The organism is Enterobacter sp. QK-SA4 (assembly GCF_056856775.1).
Window position 1 is genome coordinate 485,688 of record NZ_JBXFXH010000007.1, and the last position, 25,443, is coordinate 511,130.

Genomic DNA, 25,443 nt, shown 5'->3' on the forward strand with positions numbered 1-25,443 from the left:
GTTTCTATGACGTCTTTGTATCTCGCTTCCGGCTCCCCGCGCCGTCAGGAACTCCTGACGCAGCTAGGGGTCTCTTTTGAACGCATCGTTACCGGCATTGAAGAAAAGCGTGCTGAGGGCGAAAGCGCTCAACAGTATGTGTCTCGCCTGGCGCGCGAGAAAGCGCAGGCGGGCGTGGCCAGTGTGCCAAGCGATCTTCCCGTGCTGGGAGCAGATACCATCGTTATTCTGAACGGTGAAGTGCTTGAGAAACCGCGCGATGCCGATCATGCGGCGCGCATGCTGCACAAAATGTCCGGACAAACGCATCAGGTGATGACGGCCGTCGTGCTGGCTGACCGCCAGCACGTGCTGGATTGCCTGGTGGTGACCGAAGTGACGTTCAGAGTACTTACCGACGACGACATCGCCGCTTATATTGCCAGCGGTGAACCGATGGATAAAGCAGGTGCATACGGTATTCAGGGGCTGGGTGGCTGTTTTGTCAGGAAGATTAATGGCAGCTATCACGCCGTAGTCGGCTTACCGCTGGTGGAAACGTATGAGTTGCTGAGCAATTTTAACTCACTGCGTGAGGGAAGGGATAATTATGACGGCTGAATTGTTGGTAAACGTAACGCCATCGGAAACCCGTGTGGCCTATATTGATGGTGGCATTCTTCAGGAAATTCATATTGAGCGTGAAGCGCGGCGCGGAATAGTAGGCAATATCTACAAAGGTCGTGTCAGTCGTGTACTACCGGGTATGCAGGCGGCTTTTGTAGATATTGGACTGGATAAGGCGGCGTTTTTACATGCCTCCGATATCATGCCGCACACCGAGTGCGTCGCGGGCGAAGAGCAAAAGCAGTTTGCCGTGCGCGATATTTCTGAACTGGTACGTCAGGGGCAGGATCTGATGGTGCAGGTGGTGAAAGATCCCCTCGGTACCAAAGGCGCCCGTCTGACCACCGACATCACCTTACCTTCCCGCTATCTGGTCTTTATGCCCGGCGCGTCGCACGTGGGCGTTTCGCAGCGTATTGAGAGCGAAACCGAGCGCGAGCGTCTGAAGAAAGTGGTCAGCGCCTACTGCGATGAACAGGGCGGGTTTATCATCCGTACCGCTGCGGAAGGGATCAGCGAAGAAGACCTCGCGTCGGATGCGGCTTACCTGAAGCGCGTCTGGACCAAGGTAATGGAGCGTAAAAAACGCAACCAGACCCGCTACCAGCTTTACGGTGAACTGGCGCTTGCTCAGCGCGTTCTGCGCGACTTTGCTGATGCGCAGCTCGACCGCATTCGCGTGGACTCGCGCCTGACCTATGAAGCGCTGCTGGAATTTACCGCTGAGTACATCCCGGAGATGCCCGGCCTGCTGGAGCATTATTCAGGGCGTCAGCCGATCTTCGATCTCTATGATGTCGAAAACGAGATCCAGCGCGCGCTGGAGCGTAAGGTCGAACTGAAGTCAGGCGGCTATCTGATCATCGATCAGACCGAAGCGATGACCACCGTCGATATCAACACCGGCGCGTTTGTCGGCCATCGCAACCTGGATGACACCATCTTCAACACCAACATCGAAGCCACGCAGGCGATTGCGCGCCAGCTTCGTCTGCGCAATCTGGGCGGCATTATCATCATCGACTTCATCGATATGAGTAATGAAGACCACCGTCGCCGCGTGCTGCACTCGCTTGAGCAGGCGCTGAGCAAAGACCGCGTGAAAACCAGCATTAACGGCTTCTCACAGCTGGGGCTGGTGGAAATGACGCGTAAGCGTACCCGCGAGAGCGTTGAGCATGTGCTGTGTAATGAATGCCCAACCTGCCATGGACGCGGAACGGTAAAGACGGTTGAGACCGTCTGCTACGAAATTATGCGTGAAATCGTCCGTGTTCATCATGCCTACGACTCCGATCGTTTTCTGGTCTATGCTTCCCCTGCGGTGGCTGAAGCGCTGAAAGGCGAAGAGTCACACGCGCTGGCGGAAGTGGAAATCTTTGTCGGCAAACAGGTAAAAGTACAAATTGAACCGCTCTATAACCAGGAGCAGTTTGACGTCGTGATGATGTAAGACGCAGTACGCTGCGTGACGAAAGCTGACAAGGAGAGATGCGTGAGGCGATTGCCGGGGATTTTATTGCTTACAGGGGCAACGCTGGTCGTGATTGTCGCGTTGCTCGTGAGCGGGCTACGCCTCGTATTACCGCATCTGGACAGCTGGCGTCCGCAGCTGCTGGCTAAAATCGAATCCACTACTGGCGTGCCGGTGAACGTAAGCCAGCTAAGCGCTAACTGGCAGAATTTTGGCCCGACGCTCGATGTCCGGGATATCAACGCCAGCCTGAAAGATGGCGGCCACCTGAAAATCAAACGCGTGACCCTGGCGCTGGACGTCTGGCAAAGCCTGCTGCATCTGCGCTGGCAGTTTCGCGATCTCACCTTTTATCAGCTCCAGTTCCTGACCAATACGCCGCTGTCCGGCGGCGATAGCGGTCAGGGTCTTGAAGCCAACCGCTTCAGCGATCTTTTCCTCCGCCAGTTCGATCACTTCGATCTGCGCGACAGCGAAGTGAGCTTCATTACCCTTTCCGGCCAGCGCGCCGAACTGGCGATCCCTCAGCTGACCTGGCTCAACGGTAAAGAACGTCACCGCGCCGAGGGGCAGGTCAATCTCTCAAGCCTGAACGGCCAGCACGGCGTGATGCAGGTGCGCATGGATCTGCGGGACGATGACGGCCTGTTAAACAACGGCAAAGTCTGGCTGCAGGCCGACGATGTTGACGTGAAGCCGTGGCTGGGTGACTGGATCCAGCAAAATATGCAGCTGGAGACTGCCCGTTTCAGCCTTGAAGGCTGGCTGACCCTGACCAAAGGCGAATTTGCCAGCGGCGATATCTGGCTCAAGCAGGGGGGGGCCAGCTGGAAAGGCGAAAAACAGCAGCATCAGCTTTCCGTCGATAACCTCACCGCGCACGTGACGCAGGAGAAAGAGGGCTGGCAGTTTGCCATTCCGGATACGCGCATCACTATGGACGGCAAGCCGTGGCCGCGCGGTGCGCTGACGCTGGCCTGGATGCCGGAGCAGGACGTCGGCGGTACGGCCAGTAAACGCAGCGACGAGCTGCGCATCCGCGCCAGCAACCTCGATTTGGCGGCCATTGAAGGCCTGCGCTCGATGGCGGCAAAGCTCTCTCCGGACCTGGGCGAGATCTGGCTGGCAACGCAGCCGAGCGGGACGATCGATGCTCTGGGGCTGGATATCCCGCTCCAGGCGACGGAAAAAACCCGCTTCCAGGCAACGTGGAAAGATCTTGCCTGGAAGCAGTGGAAGCTGCTGCCGGGGGCGGAGCACTTTAGCGGCAAGCTGGAAGGTAGCGTGGAAAACGGCAGGCTGACGGTTGATATGCACGACGCCAAAATGCCTTACGAGACGGTCTTCCGCGCGCCGCTGGAAATCGAACAGGGCAGCGCGGTGCTTAACTGGCTCCGTAACGACAAGGGTTTCCAGCTTGATGGTCGCCATATCGATGTGAAAGCCAAAGCGGTGCACGCGCGCGGTGATTTCCGCTATATGCAGCCTGCAGGTGACGAGCCGTGGCTGGGCATTCTGGCCGGGATCAGCACCGATGACGGCTCTCAGGCCTGGCGCTATTTCCCGGAAAACCTGATGGGAAAAGCCCTGGTGGACTATCTCAGCGGCGCGATTCAGGGCGGTCAGGCGGACAATGCCACGCTAGTGTACGGCGGTAACCCGCATCTATTCCCGTACAAACATAATGAAGGCCAGTTCCAGGTGCTGGTGCCGCTGCATAACGCGACCTTTGCGTTCCAGCCCGGCTGGCCTGCGCTGAAAGACCTGGATATCGAGCTCAACTTCCTCAATGACGGGCTATGGATGAAGTCCGACAGCGTGGCGCTGGGCGGCGTGACGGCCAGCAACCTGACGGCCAACATCCCGGATTACTCCAAAGAGAAGCTGCTGATTGATGCTGACATCAACGGTCCGGGCAAAGCGGTGGGACCGTACTTTGAGGAGACGCCCCTGAAAGAGTCGCTGGCGGCGACGCTCCAGCAGCTACAGCTTGATGGCGATGTGAATGCTCGCTTACATCTTGATATCCCGCTGGACGGAGAGATGACCACAGCCAAAGGTGACGTCCGCCTGAAGAACAACAGTCTGTTCATCAAACCCCTTGAGAGCACGCTGAAAAATCTCAGCGGGCAGTTCAGCTTTGACAACGGAAACCTTAAGAGCGAGCCGCTTACGGCCAGCTGGTTTAATCAGCCCGTTAATATCGACTTCACGACCACCGAGGGTGAAAAGGCTTATCAGGTGGCCGTCAATCTGGACGGTAACTGGCAGCCAGCGCGCATGGACGTCCTGCCGAAGCCCATTGAGGCGTCAGTGCAGGGCGCAGTCGCCTGGCAGGGGAAAGTGGCAATTGACCTGCCTTATCACGCGGGCGCCCGGTATAAGGTCGACATCACGGGCGATCTGAAAAACCTTCAGAGCCAGCTGCCTGCGCCGCTGGATAAACAGGCCGGACAGCCCCTGCCGGTAAAGCTGAACGTCGATGGCAACCTGAACAGCTTCGCGCTGACCGGAAGCGCGGGCGGGACAAACCACTTCAACAGCCGATGGCTACTTAACCGCAAGCTCACCCTCGACAAAGCCATCTGGACAACGGATAGCCGCTCCACGCCGCCTCTGCCGGAGCAGGCTGGCATTGAGCTGAATCTCCCGCCGATGGACGGCGCAGAGTGGCTGGCGCTGTTCCAGAAAGGCGTTGGGCAAAACGTTGATGAAACCGCCCAGTTCCCGCAAGCCATTACCGTACGTACGCCGTCGCTGATGCTGGGCGGGCAGCAGTGGAACAACCTGAGCATCGTCTCGCAGCCTGGCGCTAACGGCACGAAGGTAGAGGCCCAGGGCAGAGAGATCAACGGTACTTTGACCATGCGCAATCACGCGCCATGGCAGGCGGCGATCCGCTACCTCTACTACAACCCGGCAAGCGCCGCGAGCGGGAAAGATAAACCGGCAGAGACGTCGCCGCTGAGTAATGTCTCCCGCGTCGATTTTAGCGGCTGGCCCGATCTCCAGCTGCGCTGCGCGGAGTGCTGGCTGTGGGGGCAGAAATATGGCCGTATCGACGGCGATTTCACCATCCAGGCAAATACGCTTACGCTCTCCGGTGGCCTGGTTGATACCGGTTTTGGCCGCATGACGGCCGCAGGGGAATGGGTGAATAACCCGGGCGAGCAGCGAACTTCCCTGAAGGGTGACATTAAAGGCAACAAGCTGGATGCGGCAGCCAATTTCTTTGGTATCAGCACGCCGCTGCGCGGCTCGTCATTTGACGTCGATTACGATCTTCACTGGCGTGACGCCCCGTGGAAGCCGGATGAAGCCTCGCTGAACGGTATTCTGAAAACCCGCTTCGGCAAAGGTGAAATTGCCGACGTGAGCACGGGGCGCGCCGGGCAGATCCTGCGCCTGCTGAGTTTTGATGCTCTGCTGCGCAAGCTGCGCTTCGATTTCAGCGACACCTTCAGCGAAGGTTTCTACTACGATTCCATCCGCAGCACGGCGTGGATCAAGGACGGCGTTCTGCATACTGACGACACGCTGGTGGATGGCCTGGAAGCGGATATCGCCATGAAAGGCTCCGTTAACCTCGTGCGTCGCGAGCTGGATATGGAAGCCGTGGTGGCACCGGAAATTTCCGCGAGCGTGGGCGTGGCGGCGGCCTTTGTGGTGAACCCGATTGTCGGTGCGGCGGTGTTTGCCGCCAGCAAAGTGCTGGGTCCGCTGTGGAGCAAAGTCTCCATTCTGCGCTACCGCATTACCGGTCCGGTAGATAAACCGCAGATTAACGAGGTGCTGCGCCAGCCGCGCAAAGATGCACAGCAATGATTTGACGTGGGCAGGTAATTGCCTCACTCTCAATAAATACGATCTTTATACCGCCACGGGCGGCAACGAACGAGTAGCAATACGATGAGTCTGAACCTGGTAAGTGAACATTTGCTCGCAGCGAACGGCCTGAATCATCAGGACCTGTTCTCCATTCTTGGTCAACTGACCGAACGCCGTCTCGACTACGGCGACCTTTATTTCCAGTCGAGCTATCACGAATCCTGGGTTTTAGAAGACAGCATCATTAAAGATGGCTCTTACAACATCGACCAGGGCGTCGGCGTCCGCGCCGTTAGCGGCGAGAAAACCGGTTTCGCCTATGCCGATCAGATTAGCCTGGCTGCACTTGAGCAGAGCGCGCAGGCTGCGCGTACCATTGTGCGTGATACCGGCGATGGTCGCGTGAAAACCCTTGGAGAAGTGCAGCACTCTGCGCTCTATACCAGCATCGATCCTCTGCAGAGCATGAGCCGTGAAGAGAAGCTGGATATCCTGCGTCGCGTGGACAAAGTCGCCCGCGCGGCGGATAAACGCGTGCAGGAAGTTTCAGCCAGCCTGAGCGGTGTGTATGAACTGATTCTGGTGGCGGCAACGGACGGCACTTTGGCGGCAGACGTTCGCCCGCTGGTACGTCTCTCCATCAGCGTGCAGGTCGACGACGATGGCAAACGCGAGCGCGGCTCAAGCGGCGGCGGCGGTCGTTTTGGCTATGACTGGTTCCTGGGCGACGTTGACGGTGAAGCTCGCGCCGACGCGTGGGCGAAAGAAGCCGTGCGTATGGCGCTGGTGAATCTGAATGCCGTCGCGGCGCCGGCGGGCTCATTCCCGGTGGTGCTGGGCGCTGGCTGGCCGGGCGTGCTGTTGCACGAGGCCGTAGGCCACGGCCTGGAAGGCGACTTTAACCGTCGCGGGACGTCCGTGTTCAGCGGTCAAATCGGGCAGCTTGTCTCCTCTGAGCTGTGCACCGTGGTGGATGACGGCACCATGCGCGATCGTCGCGGCTCGGTGGCTATCGACGATGAAGGTACGCCAGGGCAGTACAATGTGCTGATCGAAAATGGCGTGCTGAAAGGCTACATGCAGGACAAACTCAACGCGCGTCTGATGGGCGTGGCGCCGACGGGCAACGGACGCCGTGAATCTTACGCGCACCTGCCGATGCCGCGCATGACCAACACGTACATGCTGCCGGGCAAATCCACGCCGCAGGAGATTATCGAATCCGTTGATTACGGTATCTTTGCGCCAAACTTTGGCGGCGGCCAGGTGGACATTACCTCCGGTAAGTTTGTTTTCTCCACGTCAGAAGCGTATCTGATCGAGAAAGGCAAAGTGACCAAAGCGGTGAAGGGTGCGACGCTGATTGGCTCCGGTATTGAAGCCATGCAGCAGATCTCTATGGTCGGTAACGATCTGAAGCTGGATAACGGCGTGGGCGTCTGCGGTAAAGAGGGCCAGAGCCTGCCGGTTGGCGTGGGCCAGCCAACGCTGAAGGTGGACAACCTGACGGTGGGCGGCACGGCGTGATTTCCTGACCCTCTCCCCAAAGGGGAGAGGAAACTGCTCCGCGCAGTCTTTTCTCCCTCGTCCTTTTGGAAAAGGTCTACTCTTTCCTTCTCCCCCGCATCCCCTGAAACAGCTCCGCTACGTCCACAAAATACTCGGTCAGATAGTTAATACACACCTGTACCTTGAGCGGGAGTTTGTCTTTTTCGGTATACAGGGCGTACACCGGTCGCGGATCGGACTGGTAGCGCGGGAAGAGGATCTCCAGCACGCCGCTGTTGATCTCGTTGATCACCCACATTAACGGCACGTAGGCGATCCCGGCGCCGGCCACCAGCCAGCGCGAAATGGTCATCGGATCGTTAGTGACAAACCGTCCTTCCGGCAGCAGCCTGGTAGAGATCCCTTCCGGAGCGATCAGCTCAAATTCATTATCGGGCCGCACGCTGTACTCCAGCCACGAGTGGTTGGTGAGATCGGCGGGTTTCTCCGGAACGCCGTACTGCGCCAGATAGCTTTTCGATGCGCAGACCACCATCGGCATGCTGCCCAGCCGTCGCGAGAACAGGCTGGAATCCTGCAACGCGCCGACGCGGATCACCACGTCCAGCCCGTCGGCAATCAGATCCGGCGCCGGGATACCCGTCACCAGATTGACCGTAAGACCGGGATACTCTTTCAGCATATCCGCCGTCATGGCAGCGAGAACATTTTGTGCCATAGTTGAAGAACACCCGATGCGCAGCGTGCCGATGGGGGTGTTGTTGAAGGCATAGAGCTGTTCGTGAACATCCTGCACTTCAAGCAGCATGCGGCGACAGCCCTGATAGTAAATTTTACCCGCCTCCGTCAGCCCAATGCTGCGGGTACTGCGGTTGAGCAGCTTGACCTGAAGCTCATCTTCCAGTTTGGACACCGTCTGGCTGATGGATGAGACGCTCATCTGAAGCTGGCGTGCAGCGGCGGTAAAAGAGCCCAGTTCAACCACTTTGGCGAAGACCGACATGCGTTTTAAACGTTCCATTGTTCACTCTGGCTTAAAAGTGATTTAGATCACATATTATAGATAACAGCATAACAGTTACGTTAATATATTATTAATTACATAACGGCTGCGCCATTCTCGCCCGGCGTTTCTTGCTCTCCTGCGGTGGCGTGCGCTAAAAAATTCTGAAGCCTGCACTCTCTCTTATCAAGGTCAACATGAGTCTGTTTCCCGTTATCGTGGTGTTCGGTCTGTCGTTCCCACCGATATTTTTCGAGCTTCTTTTATCACTGGCGATCTTCTGGCTGGTGCGCAAGGTGTTGGTCCCTACCGGGATCTACGATTTCGTCTGGCACCCTGCATTGTTCAATACCGCGCTGTATTGCTGCCTGTTTTATCTGATATCGCGCATGTTTGTCTGAGGTTGATGTGAAAACGCTAACAAGAAAAATCTCCCGCACTGCCATCACAATGGCGCTGGTTATCCTCGCCTTCATCGCTATTTTCCGCGCCTGGGTTTATTACACCGAATCACCGTGGACGCGTGATGCACGCTTCAGCGCCGATGTGGTGGCAATAGCCCCTGACGTGGCCGGTCTTATCACGGCGGTCAACGTCCACGATAACCAGCTGGTGAAAAAAGATCAGGTTCTGTTCACCATCGACCAGCCTCGTTACCAGAAAGCGCTGGAAGAGGCGGAAGCGGACGTGGCCTATTATCAGGCGCTCGCTGCGGAGAAACGCCGCGAGGCAGGCCGCCGTAATCAGCTGGGCGTTCAGGCAATGTCCCGCGAAGAGATTGACCAGTCCAACAACGTGCTGCAAACCGTGCTGCACCAGCTGGCGAAAGCGCAGGCAACGCGCGATCTGGCGAAGCTCGATCTCGAGCGCACCGTGATCCGCGCGCCGTCCGATGGCTGGGTCACCAACCTCAACGTCTATGCCGGGGAATTCATTACCCGTGGCTCAACCGCCGTGGCGCTGGTTAAACAGAACTCCTTCTACGTGCTCGCCTATATGGAAGAGACCAAGCTGGAAGGCGTGCGTCCAGGTTATCGGGCGGAAATTACGCCGCTCGGCAGCAATCGCGTCTTTAAAGGCACCGTCGACAGCGTTGCCGCAGGGGTGACTAACTCCAGCAGCTCTAACGATGCCAAAGGGATGGCGACGGTCGATTCCAACCTGGAGTGGGTGCGTCTGGCCCAGCGCGTGCCGGTACGTATTCATCTGGATGAACAGCAGGGAAATCTGTGGCCTGCGGGTACCACGGCGACGGTGGTGATCACCGGTGAAAAGGACCGGGATGCCAGCCAGGACTCGTTCTTCCGTAAAATTGCCCACCGCCTGCGCGAGTTTGGTTAATCGCCATGGGTATCTTTTCCATCGCCAGCCAGCACATTCGCTTCGCCGTAAAGCTGGCGTGCGCCATCGTGCTGGCGCTGTTTGTTGGCTTTCACTTCCAGCTTGAAACCCCTCGCTGGGCAGTGCTGACGGCTGCGATTGTCGCGGCGGGCCCTGCCTTTGCCGCGGGCGGGGAACCCTATTCTGGCGCGATCCGCTATCGCGGGATGCTGCGTATTATCGGGACGTTTATCGGCTGTTTCGCGGCGCTGACCATTATTATTCTCATGATCCGCACCCCGCTGCTGATGCTGATGGTCTGCTGCATCTGGGCGGGTTTCTGCACCTGGATCTCGTCTCTGGTGAAAGTGGAAAACTCCTACGCCTGGGGACTGGCGGGCTATACCGCGCTGATTATTATCATCACTATCCAAAGCGAACCGCTGCTGGCCCCGCAGTTTGCGGTGGAGCGCTGCAGCGAAATTGTGATTGGTATTGTCAGCGCGATCGTCGCTGATCTGCTTTTCTCCCCGCGCTCCATCAAGCAGGAGGTCGACCGTGAGCTCGACGCGCTGATTGTTGCCCAGTATCAGCTGATGCAGCTGTGCATTAAGCATGGCGATAGCGAAGAGGTGGATAAAGCCTGGAGCGGGCTGGTACGCCGTACGCAGGCGCTGGAAGGTATGCGCAGCAACCTTAACATGGAGTCCTCGCGCTGGGCCCGCGCGAATCGACGTCTTAAAGCCCTCAACACCGTCTCTCTGATGCTGATTACCCAGGCCTGTGAAACCTATCTGATTCAGAACACCCGGCCGGAAGCGGTCACCGATACGTTCCGCGAACTGTTTGCCGAGCCGGTGGAAACCGTACAGGACGTGCATAAGCAGCTTAAGCGCATGCGCCGGGTGATTGCCTGGACCGGGGAGCGCGACACGCCGGTGACCATCTACACCTGGGTCGGCGCCGCGACGCGCTATCTGCTGCTGAAGCGCGGCGTAATCGGTAACACCAAAATCAGCGCGGCGGAAGAAGAGGTGCTGCAGGGGGAAGTGGTGATCAAGGCGGAATCCGCCGAGCGCCATCACGCCATGGTCAATTTCTGGCGTACGACGCTTGCCTGCATGCTCGGCACGCTGTTCTGGCTGTGGACGGGCTGGACGTCCGGCAGCGGCGCGATGGTGATGATTGCCGTTGTGACCGCACTGGCGATGCGTCTGCCTAATCCGCGTATGGTCGCCATTGATTTCCTTTACGGCACGATTGCCGCGTTGCCGATAGGCGCGCTCTATTTCCTGGTCATCATCCCGTCGACGCAACAGAGCATGCTGCTGCTCTGTATTAGCCTGGCGGTAATGGCGTTCTTTATAGGCATTGAAGTGCAAAAGCGGCGTCTGGGATCGCTGGGGGCGCTGGCGAGTACGATTAACATCATCGTGCTCGATAACCCGATGACCTTCCATTTCAGCCAGTTCCTCGACAGCGCGTTAGGCCAGCTGGTGGGCTGCTTCCTGGCCATGATGGTGATACTGCTGGTGCGGGATAACTCGCAGGCAAGAACGGGCCGCGTGCTGCTGAACCAGTTCGTGTCGGCTGCCGTGTCATCTTTGACAACCAATACCGCGCGCCGTAAAGAGAACCACCTCCCCGCGCTGTACCAGCAGCTGTTTTTGCTGCTGAACAAGTTCCCGGGCGATATCGCGAAGTTCCGCCTGGCGTTAACCATGATCATTGCGCACCAGCGTTTGCGTAACGCGCCCGTGCCGATCAACGACGATCTGTCGGCATACCACCGCCAGCTGCGTCGTACCGCCGATCACGTGCTTTCTGCCAGCAGCGATGACAAACGGCGCCGCTACTTTACGCAGCTGCTTGAAGAGCTCGATATCTATCAGGAAAAGCTCAAGCACTGGGAGGCGCCGCCTCAGGTGACCGAGCCGGTAGGACGGCTGGTGTTTATGCTGCATCGCTACCAGAATGCCCTCACGGATAACTGACTGAAGTAAAAAACCGATGCCAAAAGCGTCGGTTTTTTTGTGGCTATACTTATTCCAGCACGTTCTTACATTTCAGAAAGGGAGAACACATGACGACCAAGGCGCTTCAGGACCACATCCTTTTTCAGACCGGTTATCTGGTCAACGGAATCTGGAAAACGCTGGATACAACCTTTGATGTGCTGAATCCCGCGACCGGCGAGGTCATTGCTAAAGTCGCAAAAGCGGGTAAAGCACAGACCGAAGACGCTATTGCAGCGGCTACCCAGGCCTTCCCGGCATGGCGTGCCAAAACCGCGAAAGAACGCTCGGCGATTCTCTACCGCTGGTACGAACTGATTATTGAGAATAAAAGCTGGCTCGGGCGGTTGATGACCACCGAACAGGGCAAACCCCTGAAAGAAGCGGAGGGAGAAGTCGAGTACGCCGCCAGCTTTATCCAGTGGTTTGCCGAAGAGGCCAAACGCGCGAACGGTGAAATTATTCCGCCGATAAAACCCGGCTCACGCATCCTGGCGACCCGTGAACCCATTGGTGTGGTCGCGGCGATTACGCCGTGGAACTTCCCGATGGCCATGCTCACCCGCAAGTTAGGCCCGGCGCTGGCAGCAGGATGCACCGGGGTCATTAAACCGGCCAATAACACGCCGCTCAGCGCCTTTGCGCTGCTTACGCTGGCGAAACAGGCCGGAGTGCCCGACGGTGTTCTCAACGCCGTAGCCGGGAATACGCATGAAATCAGCGATGCGATTATGGCAAGCCGCGACGTACGTAAAATCTCCTTTACCGGCTCAACCTCCGTCGGCAAAACGCTGGTGCGTAACGCCGCAGAAACCATGAAAAAAGTCTCGATGGAACTGGGGGGAAATGCCCCGTATATCGTTTTTGAGGATGCGGATATCGATGCCGCGGTTAAGGGCGCGATCGCCAACAAGTTCCGCAATGCCGGGCAGGTCTGCGTCAGCGTGAACCGTTTTTATATTCAGGAAACCGTCTACGACAAATTTGTGAATAAACTCGCCGATGCGGTGAATGCGCTGAAGGTGGGTAATGGTCTTGAGGAGGGGGTCGTGGTCGGGCCGCTGATTGAACCTTCTGCGGTAAACAAGGTGCGTGAGCATGTCGACGACGCCGTTGCCCGGGGCGCAACCGTACTGGCAGGAGGTAAGCCTCATCCACTTGGCGGGAATTTCTGGATGCCAACCGTACTGGGCGACTGCCATGAAGGCATGAAGCTGGCAGAAGAAGAGACGTTTGGCCCGGTGGCGGCGTGCTTCCGTTTCACCTCGGAAGATGAAGTTATCCAGCGCGCCAACAACACCCCCTATGGACTGGCGGCTTACTTCTACACCCAGAATCTTTCTCGGGTCTTCCGCGTTTCACAGGCCATCGAGAGCGGGATGATCGGCATCAACGAGTGCGCTGTCTCCACGGAGCTTGGGCCCTTTGGCGGCGTAAAAGAGTCAGGTCTTGGACGAGAGGGCTCCGTGCTGGGGCTGGAAGAGTATCTGGAAGTTAAAACCCTGCATATTGGGGGATTATAATAGACAGGGCGGCATCTGCCGCTCGCCTGGACTGGGTGGCTGGCAATGAAAACCTATACGTTTGATTTTGACGAGATCGACAGTCAGGAAGACTTCTACCGTGAATTTATCCGGGCGTTTGATCTTGAACGAGAAAGCGTGACGAATCTGGATACGCTGTGGGACGTGGTCACCGGCAGTCAGTTGCCGCTACCGCTGGAAATTGAGTTCATCCATTTGCCCGATAAGCTGCGAAGACGTTTTGGCGCGCTGATATTGCTGTTCGATGAAGCGGAAGAAGAGCTTGAAGGGCAGCTGCGCTTTAACGCGCGGCATTGAATGAAAAAAGCCCCTGACCATGAGGCCAGGGGCAAGTCGTATGATGAGATACGACGAGGGTTTATTTATACAGCTCTGCCGTTGCATGCCAGTGGTCACCCTGATTCAGTTCGGTGACGCGATAGCTGCTGGCGCCTGCTTTTTCAGCTTTGGCGGCAAGTTCGTGACGAATATCCATCGGTGAACCGGTGACAGACGTTACGGAGATGCTGCCCATACGCTGTAGATTTTGTGCCTGGTCGGCATTTACCTGCTGTACGGCTGCGCTTGCGCCGAAAGAGAGAACGGATGCCATACCAAGGGTTGCGATGATCAATTTGGTTTTCATAGTCTTTACTCCTGAATAGGGTTTTTTACTCAACGGCGAGAAGGGTTGAACAGCTATTTTTATGCCTGGTGCCGTTGAGTGGAGATTTTCGTCTTCAGTTATTACTAAAACTTATTTGTACAGCTCAGCGGTGGCGTGCCAGTGGTCACCAGAACGCGCTTCGATGATGCGATAGGATGACGCACCCTGTTCTTCCGCTTTTTTGTTCAGCATCTCATGCATGTCCATTGGCGATGTGCCGACCGCGCCGACAGAAACCGTACCGATGGCCTGGCGGGATTGCGCCTGGTCAGCATTGATAAAGTCTGCTGCGAAAGCACCGAATGACAAGACGGACAGGACGCTGAGCGCCGCTACAGTTGATTTGATTTTCATGATTCTTACCTCGTCGAATTTTTTCGTGGGGTCTTGTTTCGTGACCCTCATCACAAAATCAAGTATACACTAATAACGGCAAAAATTAATACCAGACTAATGGTTTCTCTTGTTATTACGTGTTAACCAGCCTGTTTTTTATAACTAAATTGCATAATATTGAACGTTTTTTGTTCGTTTTTGTTGGTTATATCTAATAAAATCATATGGATATCAGTCTTTGATTTTTTGTGCGATTTTTTGATTTAGCATTCACCAGATGAATGTTAATAGGTGGTAAAAAGCACTATTTGTCAAAGTGAAGAGCAGAGGAAAAAAGTGAGAAACGCAGCGGAAGCAGAACGATCCCCGCAGCGGCGCTACGGGGAGAGGGGATTAGAGTTCCTGTTCGAACAGTACCAGAATGGCTTCGTGGAGATCTTTCACGGAGAAACCGCTAGCCGGTGTGGTAAAGATGGTGTCATCACCGGCGATAGTCCCGAGGATACCTTCCGTTTTACCCAGCGAGTCCAGCATGCGGGCAATCAGCTGCGCGGCACCCGGGCTTGTGTGGATCACCACGACGGCGTCGTTATGATCGATATCCAGAACCAGATTTTTGAGCGGGCTGGAGGTGGTCGGCACGCCAAGTTCTGCCGGCAGGCAATAGACCATCTCCATCTTGGCGTTACGCGTACGCACCGCGCCAAATTTCGTTAACATGCGGGAGACTTTCGACTGGTTGATATTATCGAAGCCTTGTTCCTGCAGCGCCTGAACAATTTCTCCCTGAGAACTGAATTTCTCTTCTTTGAGTAGCGCCTTAAAGGCCTTTACTAATTCTTCTTGCTTAGACGAGCTTCGCATAAGTCACCCGGAATATGACGATAGAAACAACATTATTATGCATGTGGATGAATTTTTATGCAAATTATCTACTCAGCGCCAGGCTGAAATAATGTTATGAAAGGGAGTGATTTTATCAGATTTCGTTATCAGAAAACATGCCTAGGTCACGCCACGCAAATAAGCTTAAAAGTAAATTAAATGTTATCAAAATGATGTTGTTTTGGTGGCGGGGCAGGGTGTATTGTAACCACCTCTTAATGCGTTGCCCTCTGTCGTCAGATAGTCTTCTGGTGAGAGATAAAGTCGCGTGACCTCAAATTCTTTAGCTACGAAAATTGTAATTATTTACTTGCTGAATTATGGTCGCCGCAACGGATTTACAGATACTTAAGTTAACCATAATAAGGAGTTTAGGATGAAAGTCGCAGTCCTCGGCGCTGCTGGTGGTATCGGCCAGGCGCTTGCCCTACTACTGAAAACCCAACTGCCTTCAGGCTCAGAACTCTCCCTGTACGATATTGCTCCGGTAACCCCAGGTGTGGCGGTTGACCTGAGCCACATCCCGACTGCTGTAAAAATCAAAGGCTTCTCCGGTGAAGATGCACGTCCTGCGCTGCAGGGTGCCGACGTGGTGCTGATTTCTGCAGGCGTGGCGCGTAAGCCAGGCATGGATCGTTCAGACCTGTTCAACGTCAACGCGGGCATCGTGAAAAACCTGGTGCAGCAGATTGCAGAAATCTGCCCGAAAGCATGCATCGGCATCATCACTAACCCGGTGAACACCACCGTGGCTATCGCGGCAGAAGTGCTGAAGAAAGCGGGTGTCTACGACAAAAACAAACTGTTCGGCGTAACCACGCTGGATATCATCCGTTCCAACACCTTTGTTGCTGAGCTGAAAGGCAAGCAGCCAACAGAAGTGGAAGTACCGGTAATTGGCGGTCACTCTGGCGTCACCATCCTGCCTCTGCTGTCGCAGATCCCAGGCGTGAGCTTCACCGAGCAGGAAGTGGCTGACCTGACTAAACGTATCCAGAACGCGGGCACCGAAGTGGTGGAAGCGAAGGCGGGTGGCGGTTCTGCAACCCTGTCTATGGGCCAGGCGGCTGCGCGTTTTGGTCTGTCACTGGTTCGCGCTCTGCAGGGCGAGAAAGGCGTTGTTGAATGCGCTTACGTTGAAGGCGATGGCGAACACGCTCGCTTCTTCTCCCAACCGCTGCTGCTGGGTAAAAACGGTATCGAAGAGCGTAAATCCATTGGTACGCTGAGCGCGTTTGAACAACACGCGATGGAAGGCATGCTGGATACGCTGAAGAAAGATATCACCCTGGGCGAAGAGTTCGTTAACAAGTAATACGAACCGTCTCCCGGTAAAAAAAACGGAGCTTATCGCTCCGTTTTTTTATGCCTGTCAGTTAGTGGCTGGGTATTCCTGAATCGTCACGTGCAGCGTCAGTTTCTTATCGTTGCGCATGACCTCAACAGGGATGATAGAACCCGGGCGAATTTCTGCCACCTGATCCATCGTCTCCAGCGCAGAGACCGCTGGCGTGCCGTTGACCGAAACAATCACATCGTTTACCTGAATCCCCGCGTTAGCCGCCGGACCACCCGGTGCCACCTCGTTAACCACGATGCCCTGAATCTGATCGATACCGCCGCCCTGGGTATGCATCGGTGCAATTTCGCGCCCGCCGATACCGATATAGCCGCGGATCACGCGTCCGTCGCGGATCAGTTTATCCATAATTTTGGTCGCCAGCTGGAACGGAATGGCAAAGCCGATCCCTTCCGGCGTCTCACCGTCGTTACTTTTATCGAACGAGAGGGTATTGATACCCATCAGCTCGCCCAGCGAGTTGACCAGCGCCCCGCCGGAGTTACCGTGGTTGATGGAGGCATCGGTTTGCAGGAAGTTCTGCCGCCCGGAGGGGTTCAGACCGATACGACCGGTCGCGCTAATTATCCCCTGGGTGATGGTCTGGCCCAGGTTGTAAGGGTTACCGATAGCCAGTACGACGTCACCAATATGCGGGGTACGTTTACGGTTGATCGGGATGACCGGCAAACCGCCCGTGGCGTTAATTTTCAGAACGGCCAGGTCGGTCAGGCTGTCAGAACCAACGAGTAACGCCTCAAACACGCGGCCATCCTGCAGAGCGACGATGATCTGGTCGGCATCGTTAATCACGTGCTTGTTGGTAATAATGTAGCCGCGCTCGTCCATGATCACGCCGGAGCCGAGGGTGCGGATCTCCAGCTGGTTATGGGCTGAGGTATTCAGGCCTCGGTTATAGACGTTAACCACGGCAGGTGCGGCACGGCGGACGGCCTGGTTATAGGTGGCCGGCGTTTCATCCGTGCTATCGAACTGGGGAGCCGACAGTTTATTGAACTGACGTAAAGACGGCAGCGCCAGCAGCAGCAGGCCAGCGACAATCAAACCGATGACAGTAGAACGTAAGAGCTTTAAAAGCATGATGCGCGTGTCGTTAAAAAAGGAACGATTTGCAGCATAACATGAGTTATCCGGACATCACACGCAGCGGTGATGTCCGGGTCGCAAATGCTTAGCGCAACAGAATATAGATGGACTCATTGCCACGCATGACCTGCAGGGCAATAACCGCTGGTTTGCTTTCCAGCACCTTGCGCAGTTCGGCAATAGACTGCACGCGGTTGCGGTTGACACCGATAATCACGTCATCCTGATGCAATCCGGCCTGTGCGGCAGGGCTGCTCTTCTCGACGGTATCGATGCTAATGCCTTTCGTACCGTCCTTCAGCTGCCCGTCGCTCAACGTAGCCCCCTGTAGCGCCGGGGCGATAAGCTCCGCGCTGGCCGAGGACGAGGTGCTCTTATCCAGCGTCACCTCAACGTCAAGCGGCTTGCCGTCACGTATCAGGCCCAGCTTCACTTTGGCGCCAGGTTCCGTCGTGGCAATCCGTGAACGCAGTTCTGCAAAGCTGTTCAACGGTTTGTCGTTCAGGCTGACGATCACATCCCCTGATTTCACGCCCGCTTTTGCCGAGCCGGAGTTTGGCAGCACTTCACTGACAAAGGCCCCGCGCTGTACGTTGATATTGAAGGCTTTTGCGATATCCGCGCTCATCTCCATACCTTTAATACCCAGCAGCCCGCGTTTGATTTCACCGAACTGGATCAGCTGCTGCGCCAGGGTTTTGGCCATATTGCTGGGGATAGCAAAACCGATCCCGATGCTGCCGCCGCCCGGGGCCAGAATAGCCGTGTTAATCCCGATCAGCTCGCCGTTAAGGTTAAGCAATGCTCCGCCGGAGTTACCACGGTTGATTGATGCATCGGTCTGGATAAAGTTTTCCAGCCCTTCCAGGTTGAGACCGCTGCGTCCCAGCGCCGAGACGATCCCGGAAGTTGCGGTCTGCCCTAAGCCAAAGGGGTTGCCCACGGCGACGGCAAAATCGCCGACGCGCAGTTTGTCGGAATCCGCTATGGCAATCTGGGTCAGGTTGCTTGGGTTTTGTACCTGCAGCAGCGCGATGTCGCTCTGGTCGTCGCCGCCGATCAGTTTGGCATCAAATTCACGGCCATCGTTAAGCTGGACGCTGATTTTATCGGCCTGGCTGATGACGTGGTTGTTGGTCAGGATATAGCCTTTTGCCGCATCAATAATGACGCCAGAGCCCAGGCCTTCAAAAGGCTGCGCCTGCTGGTCGGGAGACTCATCGCCGAAATATTTTTTCAGTTCTTCAGGGACGCGTTGGCTTTGTACTGCGGTGCCCTCAACCTGAACGCTAACGACCGCAGGCAACACTTTTTCCAGCATGGGCGCGAGGCTTGGAATGGCCGCCTGGCCAGGCACCTGGGAAGGAATGGCGGCAAATACAGGGACGGACGCCGAGAGAGATAACCCGACACTTAACGCGATAGCGCTCAACAGCTGGTTTTTTTTCTTCATCGATGTTGACTCTCGTAACCTGGAATAAAGGAAAAACGGCCCTAAAAACACGTTGATGTTATTGAATTTTAAACCGCTGAACAATGAGGTGTTTAACTAAATGATAGCTGGGGTCATCAGGAAAGGACGGGCGCAATCGCTGCGCCCGTAAAATAAATTCAGGTTGTGCGATTAATCGCGTTTTACACCGCCGCGCAGCAGGCCGGACGCGCCATCGGAATAGTCGCGAGGCATCTGAACGGGCGCCTGATCGTTACCGGCTTCAGAGTCAGCCAGACGGTTGCGGAACGGGTTGGTTTCCGCGGTCATTTCCGGCAGCAGGCTGCTGGAGCTTTTTGCCATATGTTGATACAGCTGACGATAGTCGGTTGCCATGTTGTCCAGCAGCTCGGCGCTGCGGGCAAAATGGCTGACCAGCTCTTCACGATACTCTTCCAGCTCGGCTTTGTTCTTTTCCAGTTCGTACTGCAGTGACTGCTGCTGACGCAATTTGCGATTACCGAAACGCATGGCCACAGCACCGATGACGATGCCGACGACTAAACCGATTAGCGCATATTCCCAGGTCATGAACTTCTCCCGTTGTCTTGTTGTTCCGTAGGGTGTTGGCTCGGCTCCTGCCTGTGCCTGATAATGCCACTATAACCGCTATTTCTGCAGAAGTGGAATCCTGACGTATCATCGCGTAGTGTAGAACGGCCTTTTTTTCATCAGTCACGTCTGCTGGTGAGCGTTAATTGAAGGAATAACAATAAGATTATGCAAAACCTGTCCCCTGCATCGCGTTATCAACTGGCCCTTAACGAGGGCACTCATCAGCCTGATGACGTTCAACGTGAGGCGGTAAACCGTCTGGAGATGATTTATCAGGAGCTCACGGCAAAACCCGCTGAAGTCGAACAGAACGGTGGGCTAAAGGCGGCATTTGGGCGGTTGCTCGGTAAAAAAGCGCCACAGGCTCACGCGCCGGTACGCGGTTTATATATGTGGGGCGGGGTCGGTCGCGGAAAAACCTGGCTGATGGACCTGTTTTACATGAGCCTGCCTGGCGCACGTAAGCAGCGTCTGCACTTCCATCGTTTTATGCTGCGGGTGCATGAAGAGCTGACCGCACTGCAGGGCAAAAGCGATCCGCTGGAGATTGTGGCCGACAGGTTCAAAGCTGAAACCGACGTGCTCTGCTTCGACGAGTTTTTTGTGTCTGACATCACCGATGCCATGCTGCTAGGCGGCCTGATGAAAGCGCTATTTGCCCGCGGGATCACGCTGGTGGCCACGTCGAATATCCCGCCGGATGAGCTCTATCGTAACGGCCTGCAGCGGGCACGCTTCCTGCCCGCCATCGATGCCATCAAGCAGCACTGCGACATCATGAACGTCGATGCCGGTGTCGATTATCGTCTGCGCACGCTGACCCAGGCGCACCTGTGGCTCTCGCCGTTAAATGCAGAGACCACCCGCGAGATGGATACACTCTGGCTGGCGCTGGCGGGGGCAAAACGCGAGCACGCCCCGGAACTCGAGATTAACCATCGACCGCTGCCCACGCTTGGCGTCGAAAACCAAACGCTGGCGGTCTCCTTTACGACGCTCTGCGTGGATGCCCGCAGCCAGCACGACTACATTGCGCTTTCGCGTCTGTTCCACACCGTGATGGTGCTGGACGTGCCGGTGATGACGCGGCTGATGGAGAGCGAAGCACGGCGCTTCATTGCGCTGGTGGATGAGTTTTATGAGCGCCACGTCAAGCTGGTGGTCAGCGCCGAGGTACCTTTATATGAGATTTACCAGGGTGAGCGGCTGAAATTTGAGTTCCAGCGCTGCCTGTCGCGCCTGCAGGAGATGCAGAGTGAGGAATACCTGAAGCTGGAGCATATGCCATAAATATCACCCTCTCCCTGAGAAGGGAACCTTGTAGGCCGGGTAAGGCGCAGCCGCCACCCGGCATTTTCCACACCCCCGAAAAACCCATTCCAAATCACATTTAAGGGTCGATCTTTGACCTCAACTTCTCTATAATCTTGCGACCCCACGTTACGAGAAGGTTTTTTTCCCGAAACTTTCTATGTGTCGGCATGTGCTATTCGAAGGGGTAGGTTTGCCGGACTTTGTCGTGTGAACCTCAACTGACTAAACGTTTGGGTGTTCACCAACGTGTAACTTATTATTTGGGTAAGCTTTTAATGAAAACTTTTACAGCTAAACCAGAAACCGTACAGCGCGACTGGTATGTTGTTGACGCGACCGGTAAAACTCTGGGCCGTCTGGCTACTGAACTGGCTCGTCGCCTGCGCGGTAAGCATAAAGCGGAATACACTCCGCACGTTGATACCGGTGATTACATCATCGTTCTGAACGCTGATAAAGTTGCTGTAACCGGCAACAAGCGTACTGACAAAGTGTACTATCACCACACTGGCCACATCGGTGGTATCAAAGAAGCGACCTTTGAAGAGATGATTGCCCGCCGTCCTGAGCGTGTGATTGAAATCGCGGTTAAAGGCATGCTGCCAAAAGGCCCGCTGGGTCGTGCTATGTTCCGTAAACTGAAAGTTTACGCAGGCAACGAGCACAACCACGCGGCACAGCAACCGCAAGTTCTTGACATCTAATCGGGATTATAGGCAATGGCTGAAAATCAATACTACGGCACTGGTCGCCGCAAAAGTTCCGCAGCTCGCGTTTTCATCAAACCGGGCAGTGGTAAAATCGTAATCAACCAGCGTTCTCTGGAACAATACTTCGGTCGCGAAACTGCCCGCATGGTAGTTCGCCAGCCGCTGGAACTGGTTGACATGGTAGAAAAACTGGATCTGTACATCACCGTTAAAGGTGGTGGTATCTCCGGTCAGGCAGGTGCGATCCGTCACGGTATCACCCGCGCTCTGATGGAGTACGACGAATCCCTGCGTTCTGAACTGCGTAAAGCTGGCTTCGTTACTCGTGACGCGCGTCAGGTTGAACGTAAGAAAGTGGGTCTGCGTAAAGCACGTCGTCGTCCACAGTTCTCCAAACGTTAATCCATTCTGCTTACGCAGAACGATTGGCGAAAAACCCGCTTCGGCGGGTTTTTTTATGGATAATGCGCAGGTTATCCACAATATCCATGCATATATCTTCTCTTTTTCCACATTTCCAGAATCCCCTCACCACAAAGCCATCAAAATCTGGTAAACTATCATCCAATTTTCTGCCCAAATATCGGTGAATACTCGATTTTTGTTCGTTTCTTGAACAATGTGTTTTCTCTGGGATGGGCGATACAACATCTGGCTGGCCCCTGTTGGGCTGGTAGCAGTAAAAATTCTGAATATACCTGGAGGTTTTCATGGCTGTCGCTGCCAACAAACGTTCGGTAATGACGCTGTTTTCTGGTCCTACTGACATTTATAGCCATCAGGTTCGTATCGTGCTGGCCGAGAAGGGTGTCAGTTTTGAGATCGAGCATGTGGAAAAGGATAACCCGCCTCAGGATCTGATCGATCTCAACCCGAGCCAAAGCGTACCGACGCTGGTGGATCGCGAGCTGACCCTGTGGGAATCCCGTATCATTATGGAATATCTGGATGAGCGTTTCCCGCATCCGCCACTGATGCCTGTTTACCCTGTCGCGCGTGGTGAAAGCCGCCTGTACATGCAGCGTATCGAAAAAGACTGGTACTCGCTGATGAACGTGATTACCAGCGGTTCTGCTTCTGAAGCTGACGCTGCACGTAAACAACTGCGTGAAGAGCTGCTTGCGATCGCTCCTGTGTTTGGTCAGAAACCATTCTTCCTGAGCGATGAGTTCAGCCTGGTGGATTGCTACCTGGCACCGCTGCTGTGGCGTCTGCCAACCCTGGGCGTAGAATTCAGCGGTCCTGGCGCGAAAGAGCTGAAGGGCTATATGACTCGCGTATTTGAACGCGACTCTTTCCTGGCATCTTTAACTGAACCGGAACGTGAAATGCGTCTCGGCCGAGGCTAATGACTGTGGAAATGTCACAACTTACCCCACGCCGTCCGTATCTGCTGCGCGCCTTCTATGAATGGCTGCTGGATAACCAGCTCACGCCGCACCTGGTTGTGGATGTGACGTTGCCGGGCGTGCTGGTTCCAATGGAATACGCGCGTGACGGGCAGATCGTACTGAACATTGCGCCGCGCGCGGTGGGTAACCTGGAGCTGGCAAACGATGAAGTGCGCTTCAACGCGCGTTTCGGCGGCGTGCCGCGTCAGGTTTCCGTACCTCTGGCAGCCGTGCTGGCTATCTACGCGCGTGAAAACGGTGCGGGTACCATGTTCGAGCCGGAAGCGGCGTATGATGAAGATGTTGCCAGCCTGAATGATGACAACGCATCCGATGAGCGCGAAAGCGACACGGTGATGTCACTTATCGATGGTGATAAACCCGATCATCACGACGACAATGACCCTGATGACGATCCGCCTCCGCGTGGTGGTCGTCCGGCTCTTCGCGTCGTGAAATAATCAAACAGGCCCAATCGGGCCTGTTTTGCTTTCTGCCCCTTTTCGCCCCCTCTAATTTCCTGTGTTATGATAAATTGTTTTACTTCTATGGCACCGGACTGCAATGAAACCAACTGATCTTAAAGCTGAAAACTCTGATGAAACTATTGGCCGCAGCCTGCGACGTCGTCCTCTGGCGCGCAAAAAGCTGTCCGATATGGTGGAAGAAGAGCTCGAGCAGATGATCCGCCGCAAAGAGTTTGCTCAGGGAGAACAACTTCCCTCCGAACGTGAGCTGATGGAGTTCTTCAACGTGGGTCGCCCTTCGGTGCGGGAGGCGCTGGCGGCGCTAAAGCGTAAAGGACTGGTGCAGATCAACAACGGTGAACGTGCCCGCGTCTCCATGCCTTCTGCCGATACCATCATCAACGAGCTTTCAGGCATGGCGAAAGATTTCCTTACCCAGCCCGGCGGCATTGCCCATTTTGAACAGCTACGTCTGTTCTTTGAATCCAGCCTTGTCCGTTTTGCCGCTGAATTTGCCACTGACGAGCAAATCGCTCGGCTGACACAAGCGCTGGAGATCAACAGCCAGTCTCTGGATGATAACGCCCTGTTTATCCGTTCCGACGTCGATTTTCACCGCGTGCTGGCGGAAATTCCCGGCAATCCGATCTTTAATGCGATCCACGTTGCGCTGCTCGACTGGCTGATTGCCGCGCGCCCTAAAGTGCCGGATGCCGAGCTGTATAAGCATAATGAAGTCAGCTATCACCAGCATATTGCGATCGTCGATGCGATCCGCCGCCGGGACCCGGATGAGGCCGATCGCGCGCTCCAGACCCATCTCAACAGCGTTTCTGCCACCTGGCACGCTTTCGGCCAACATTCAAAAGCCAAAAAATAACGATCCTTTAGTGAAGCAGATCGCAATATAAGCGTTCTGTATTCCACTGCTGCATAATTGGTCTGGTATAAAAGGTATAAAGGTATGTCGTTATAACAAACACACGATCGATTGAGGTATCTATGGCAATGCAATTACGCGGCGTAATGGCCGCACTTCTGACCCCGTTTACTCAACAACAAATGCTGGATACAGAGAGCCTGCGCCGTCTGGTGCAGTTCAATATTGAGCAGGGCATCGACGGGCTTTATGTGGGTGGTTCAACAGGAGAGGCTTTTGTACAAAGCCTTTCCGAACGTGAGCAAGTCATGGAGATCGTGGCGGAAGAGGCGAAGGGGAAAATTACGCTCATTGCCCATGTTGGCTGCGTCAGCACAGCAGAGAGCCAGCGGCTGGCCACCGCTGCTGCCCGCTTTGGGTTTGACGCCGTGTCCGCCGTCACACCGTTTTACTATCCGTTCAGCTTTGAAGAACACTGTGATCACTATCGTGCAATTATTGACGCTGCAGAGGGGTTACCGATGGTGGTTTACAACATTCCGGCCCTCAGCGGCGTGAAGCTGACGCTTGAGCAGATCAACACCCTGGTCACGCTGCCGGGCGTCGGCGCGCTGAAGCAAACCTCTGGCGATCTCTTCCAGATGGAACAGATCCGCCGTGCGCATCCGGAACTTGTGCTCTACAACGGCTACGACGAGATCTTCGCCTCCGGTCTGCTTGCAGGCGCTGACGGAGGGATCGGCAGTACGTACAACATCATGGGCTGGCGCTACCAGGCAATCGCTAAAGCGGTTCGGGATGGGGATAACGCCACCGCGCAGAGTCTGCAAAGCGAGTGCAATAAGGTTATCGACCTGCTGCTCAAAGCCGGTGTCTTCCGTGGTCTGAAAACGGTGCTGCACTACATGGACGTGGTTTCCGTACCGCTGTGCCGCAAGCCGTTTTCCCCTGTGGACGAAAAATTTGTGCCAGCGTTAAAAGCCCTGGCAGAACAGCTGATGGCGGAAAAACGCTAACGCATT

At 55.4% G+C, this 25,443-nt stretch carries 24 protein-coding genes; 17 read left to right on the plus strand and 7 right to left on the minus strand.

Annotated features, from left to right (window positions below):
• Nucleotides 1-6: 6 nt before the first annotated feature.
• From AC1VYI_RS03895 to tldD, 4 genes are all read left to right on the plus strand, one after another.
• Nucleotides 7-600 carry a Maf family protein gene (locus AC1VYI_RS03895; RefSeq protein ID WP_134867091.1) on the plus strand — a complete coding sequence of 198 codons (594 nt, stop codon included), beginning with the start codon at nt 7-9 and terminating at the stop codon, nt 598-600.
• Nucleotides 590-2,059 carry a ribonuclease G gene (gene rng, locus AC1VYI_RS03900; protein WP_010436156.1) on the plus strand — a complete coding sequence of 490 codons (1,470 nt, stop codon included), beginning with the start codon at nt 590-592 and terminating at the stop codon, nt 2,057-2,059. Before AC1VYI_RS03895 ends, rng begins: the two co-directional genes overlap by 11 nt.
• 42 nt (nt 2,060-2,101) lie before the next feature.
• Nucleotides 2,102-5,905: an AsmA2 domain-containing protein YhdP gene (gene yhdP / locus AC1VYI_RS03905; protein ID WP_226484366.1), complete on the plus strand. Its 3,804-nt coding sequence runs from the start codon at nt 2,102-2,104 to the stop codon at nt 5,903-5,905.
• 84 nt (nt 5,906-5,989) lie between these two features.
• Nucleotides 5,990-7,435, plus strand: a complete 1,446-nt coding sequence (gene tldD, locus AC1VYI_RS03910) for a metalloprotease TldD (RefSeq protein WP_023309396.1) — start codon at nt 5,990-5,992, stop codon at nt 7,433-7,435.
• Nucleotides 7,436-7,511: 76 nt separating this feature from the next.
• Here tldD and aaeR read toward each other — a convergent pair whose 3' ends face one another.
• Nucleotides 7,512-8,438, minus strand: a complete 927-nt coding sequence (gene aaeR / locus AC1VYI_RS03915) for an HTH-type transcriptional activator AaeR (RefSeq protein WP_023309395.1) — start codon at nt 8,436-8,438, stop codon at nt 7,512-7,514.
• 179 nt (nt 8,439-8,617) lie between these two features.
• On the opposite strand from aaeR, the gene aaeX reads away from it, so the two are divergent.
• The 5 genes from aaeX (at nt 8,618) to AC1VYI_RS03940 (ending at nt 13,596) form a co-directional block, all read left to right on the plus strand.
• Nucleotides 8,618-8,821: a p-hydroxybenzoic acid efflux pump operon protein AaeX gene (aaeX, locus tag AC1VYI_RS03920; RefSeq protein WP_003860416.1), complete on the plus strand. Its 204-nt coding sequence runs from the start codon at nt 8,618-8,620 to the stop codon at nt 8,819-8,821.
• A gap of 7 nt (nt 8,822-8,828) precedes the next feature.
• The gene (gene aaeA, locus AC1VYI_RS03925; protein WP_023309394.1) at nt 8,829-9,761 is read left to right on the plus strand and encodes a p-hydroxybenzoic acid efflux pump subunit AaeA; all 933 of its coding nucleotides are present in this window, start codon (nt 8,829-8,831) and stop codon (nt 9,759-9,761) included.
• Between the two features lie 5 nt (nt 9,762-9,766).
• Nucleotides 9,767-11,734 (plus strand): p-hydroxybenzoic acid efflux pump subunit AaeB, encoded by a 1,968-nt coding sequence (gene aaeB, locus AC1VYI_RS03930; RefSeq protein ID WP_134867092.1) that lies wholly within the window; start codon nt 9,767-9,769, stop codon nt 11,732-11,734.
• A gap of 89 nt (nt 11,735-11,823) precedes the next feature.
• The gene (locus AC1VYI_RS03935; protein ID WP_134867093.1) at nt 11,824-13,278 is read left to right on the plus strand and encodes an NAD-dependent succinate-semialdehyde dehydrogenase; all 1,455 of its coding nucleotides are present in this window, start codon (nt 11,824-11,826) and stop codon (nt 13,276-13,278) included.
• A 45-nt stretch (nt 13,279-13,323) separates the two neighbouring features.
• The gene (locus tag AC1VYI_RS03940) at nt 13,324-13,596 is read left to right on the plus strand and encodes a barstar family protein (protein ID WP_023309391.1); all 273 of its coding nucleotides are present in this window, start codon (nt 13,324-13,326) and stop codon (nt 13,594-13,596) included.
• Between the two features lie 61 nt (nt 13,597-13,657).
• Here the strand turns inward: AC1VYI_RS03940 and yhcN (AC1VYI_RS03945) are convergent, their stop codons facing one another.
• From yhcN (AC1VYI_RS03945) to argR, 3 genes are all read right to left on the minus strand, one after another.
• Nucleotides 13,658-13,924, minus strand: a complete 267-nt coding sequence (yhcN, locus tag AC1VYI_RS03945; protein WP_023309390.1) for a peroxide/acid stress response protein YhcN — start codon at nt 13,922-13,924, stop codon at nt 13,658-13,660.
• Nucleotides 13,925-14,035: 111 nt separating this feature from the next.
• Complete coding sequence (gene yhcN / locus AC1VYI_RS03950) at nt 14,036-14,299, minus strand: peroxide/acid stress response protein YhcN (RefSeq protein ID WP_134867094.1); 264 nt, start codon at nt 14,297-14,299, stop codon at nt 14,036-14,038.
• 375 nt (nt 14,300-14,674) lie between these two features.
• Entirely contained in the window at nt 14,675-15,145 is a 471-nt protein-coding gene (argR, locus tag AC1VYI_RS03955) for a transcriptional regulator ArgR (RefSeq protein ID WP_023309388.1), read from the minus strand.
• A 397-nt stretch (nt 15,146-15,542) separates the two neighbouring features.
• On the opposite strand from argR, the gene mdh reads away from it, so the two are divergent.
• Nucleotides 15,543-16,481, plus strand: coding sequence for a malate dehydrogenase (gene mdh / locus AC1VYI_RS03960; protein WP_023309387.1), 939 nt, complete (start codon nt 15,543-15,545; stop codon nt 16,479-16,481).
• A gap of 57 nt (nt 16,482-16,538) precedes the next feature.
• Here the strand turns inward: mdh and degS are convergent, their stop codons facing one another.
• From degS to zapG, 3 genes are all read right to left on the minus strand, one after another.
• Entirely contained in the window at nt 16,539-17,606 is a 1,068-nt protein-coding gene (gene degS, locus AC1VYI_RS03965; protein WP_023309386.1) for an outer membrane-stress sensor serine endopeptidase DegS, read from the minus strand.
• 91 nt (nt 17,607-17,697) lie between these two features.
• On the minus strand, nt 17,698-19,065 hold the full coding sequence (gene degQ / locus AC1VYI_RS03970; RefSeq protein ID WP_023309385.1) for a serine endoprotease DegQ: 1,368 nt from the start codon (nt 19,063-19,065) through the stop codon (nt 17,698-17,700).
• A 171-nt stretch (nt 19,066-19,236) separates the two neighbouring features.
• Entirely contained in the window at nt 19,237-19,635 is a 399-nt protein-coding gene (zapG, locus tag AC1VYI_RS03975; protein ID WP_008502832.1) for a Z-ring associated protein ZapG, read from the minus strand.
• 189 nt (nt 19,636-19,824) lie between these two features.
• On the opposite strand from zapG, the gene zapE reads away from it, so the two are divergent.
• The 7 genes from zapE (at nt 19,825) to nanA (ending at nt 25,437) form a co-directional block, all read left to right on the plus strand.
• Complete coding sequence (zapE, locus tag AC1VYI_RS03980; protein ID WP_023309384.1) at nt 19,825-20,949, plus strand: cell division protein ZapE; 1,125 nt, start codon at nt 19,825-19,827, stop codon at nt 20,947-20,949.
• 299 nt (nt 20,950-21,248) lie between these two features.
• Nucleotides 21,249-21,677, plus strand: coding sequence for a 50S ribosomal protein L13 (gene rplM / locus AC1VYI_RS03985; RefSeq protein WP_006178824.1), 429 nt, complete (start codon nt 21,249-21,251; stop codon nt 21,675-21,677).
• Between the two features lie 15 nt (nt 21,678-21,692).
• The gene (rpsI, locus tag AC1VYI_RS03990) at nt 21,693-22,085 is read left to right on the plus strand and encodes a 30S ribosomal protein S9 (RefSeq protein ID WP_003860436.1); all 393 of its coding nucleotides are present in this window, start codon (nt 21,693-21,695) and stop codon (nt 22,083-22,085) included.
• A gap of 308 nt (nt 22,086-22,393) precedes the next feature.
• A complete protein-coding gene (gene sspA, locus AC1VYI_RS03995; RefSeq protein WP_014885418.1) occupies nt 22,394-23,032 on the plus strand; it encodes a stringent starvation protein SspA in 639 nt (212 codons plus the stop codon).
• A 5-nt stretch (nt 23,033-23,037) separates the two neighbouring features.
• Nucleotides 23,038-23,535: a ClpXP protease specificity-enhancing factor gene (gene sspB / locus AC1VYI_RS04000; protein ID WP_024906337.1), complete on the plus strand. Its 498-nt coding sequence runs from the start codon at nt 23,038-23,040 to the stop codon at nt 23,533-23,535.
• Between the two features lie 103 nt (nt 23,536-23,638).
• Nucleotides 23,639-24,421, plus strand: a complete 783-nt coding sequence (gene nanR / locus AC1VYI_RS04005; RefSeq protein WP_023309382.1) for a transcriptional regulator NanR — start codon at nt 23,639-23,641, stop codon at nt 24,419-24,421.
• A 122-nt stretch (nt 24,422-24,543) separates the two neighbouring features.
• Nucleotides 24,544-25,437 carry an N-acetylneuraminate lyase gene (nanA, locus tag AC1VYI_RS04010; protein WP_134867096.1) on the plus strand — a complete coding sequence of 298 codons (894 nt, stop codon included), beginning with the start codon at nt 24,544-24,546 and terminating at the stop codon, nt 25,435-25,437.
• Nucleotides 25,438-25,443: the final 6 nt, after the last annotated feature.

Excerpts from the sequence above, each read along its gene's own strand:
- AC1VYI_RS03895 (WP_134867091.1), top strand. The coding sequence starts at position 7 with ATGACGTCTTTGTATCTCGCTTCCGGCTCCCCGCGCCGTCAGGAACTC.
- rng (WP_010436156.1), top strand. The coding sequence starts at position 590 with ATGACGGCTGAATTGTTGGTAAACGTAACGCCATCGGAAACCCGTGTG.
- tldD (WP_023309396.1), top strand. The coding sequence starts at position 5,990 with ATGAGTCTGAACCTGGTAAGTGAACATTTGCTCGCAGCGAACGGCCTG.
- aaeR (WP_023309395.1), bottom strand. The coding sequence starts at position 8,438 with ATGGAACGTTTAAAACGCATGTCGGTCTTCGCCAAAGTGGTTGAACTG.
- aaeX (WP_003860416.1), top strand. The coding sequence starts at position 8,618 with ATGAGTCTGTTTCCCGTTATCGTGGTGTTCGGTCTGTCGTTCCCACCG.
- aaeB (WP_134867092.1), top strand. The coding sequence starts at position 9,767 with ATGGGTATCTTTTCCATCGCCAGCCAGCACATTCGCTTCGCCGTAAAG.
- AC1VYI_RS03935 (WP_134867093.1), top strand. The coding sequence starts at position 11,824 with ATGACGACCAAGGCGCTTCAGGACCACATCCTTTTTCAGACCGGTTAT.
- AC1VYI_RS03940 (WP_023309391.1), top strand. The coding sequence starts at position 13,324 with ATGAAAACCTATACGTTTGATTTTGACGAGATCGACAGTCAGGAAGAC.
- yhcN (WP_023309390.1), bottom strand. The coding sequence starts at position 13,924 with ATGAAAACCAAATTGATCATCGCAACCCTTGGTATGGCATCCGTTCTC.
- yhcN (WP_134867094.1), bottom strand. The coding sequence starts at position 14,299 with ATGAAAATCAAATCAACTGTAGCGGCGCTCAGCGTCCTGTCCGTCTTG.
- argR (WP_023309388.1), bottom strand. The coding sequence starts at position 15,145 with ATGCGAAGCTCGTCTAAGCAAGAAGAATTAGTAAAGGCCTTTAAGGCG.
- mdh (WP_023309387.1), top strand. The coding sequence starts at position 15,543 with ATGAAAGTCGCAGTCCTCGGCGCTGCTGGTGGTATCGGCCAGGCGCTT.
- degS (WP_023309386.1), bottom strand. The coding sequence starts at position 17,606 with ATGCTTTTAAAGCTCTTACGTTCTACTGTCATCGGTTTGATTGTCGCT.
- degQ (WP_023309385.1), bottom strand. The coding sequence starts at position 19,065 with ATGAAGAAAAAAAACCAGCTGTTGAGCGCTATCGCGTTAAGTGTCGGG.
- zapG (WP_008502832.1), bottom strand. The coding sequence starts at position 19,635 with ATGACCTGGGAATATGCGCTAATCGGTTTAGTCGTCGGCATCGTCATC.
- zapE (WP_023309384.1), top strand. The coding sequence starts at position 19,825 with ATGCAAAACCTGTCCCCTGCATCGCGTTATCAACTGGCCCTTAACGAG.
- rplM (WP_006178824.1), top strand. The coding sequence starts at position 21,249 with ATGAAAACTTTTACAGCTAAACCAGAAACCGTACAGCGCGACTGGTAT.
- rpsI (WP_003860436.1), top strand. The coding sequence starts at position 21,693 with ATGGCTGAAAATCAATACTACGGCACTGGTCGCCGCAAAAGTTCCGCA.
- sspA (WP_014885418.1), top strand. The coding sequence starts at position 22,394 with ATGGCTGTCGCTGCCAACAAACGTTCGGTAATGACGCTGTTTTCTGGT.
- nanR (WP_023309382.1), top strand. The coding sequence starts at position 23,639 with ATGAAACCAACTGATCTTAAAGCTGAAAACTCTGATGAAACTATTGGC.
- nanA (WP_134867096.1), top strand. The coding sequence starts at position 24,544 with ATGGCAATGCAATTACGCGGCGTAATGGCCGCACTTCTGACCCCGTTT.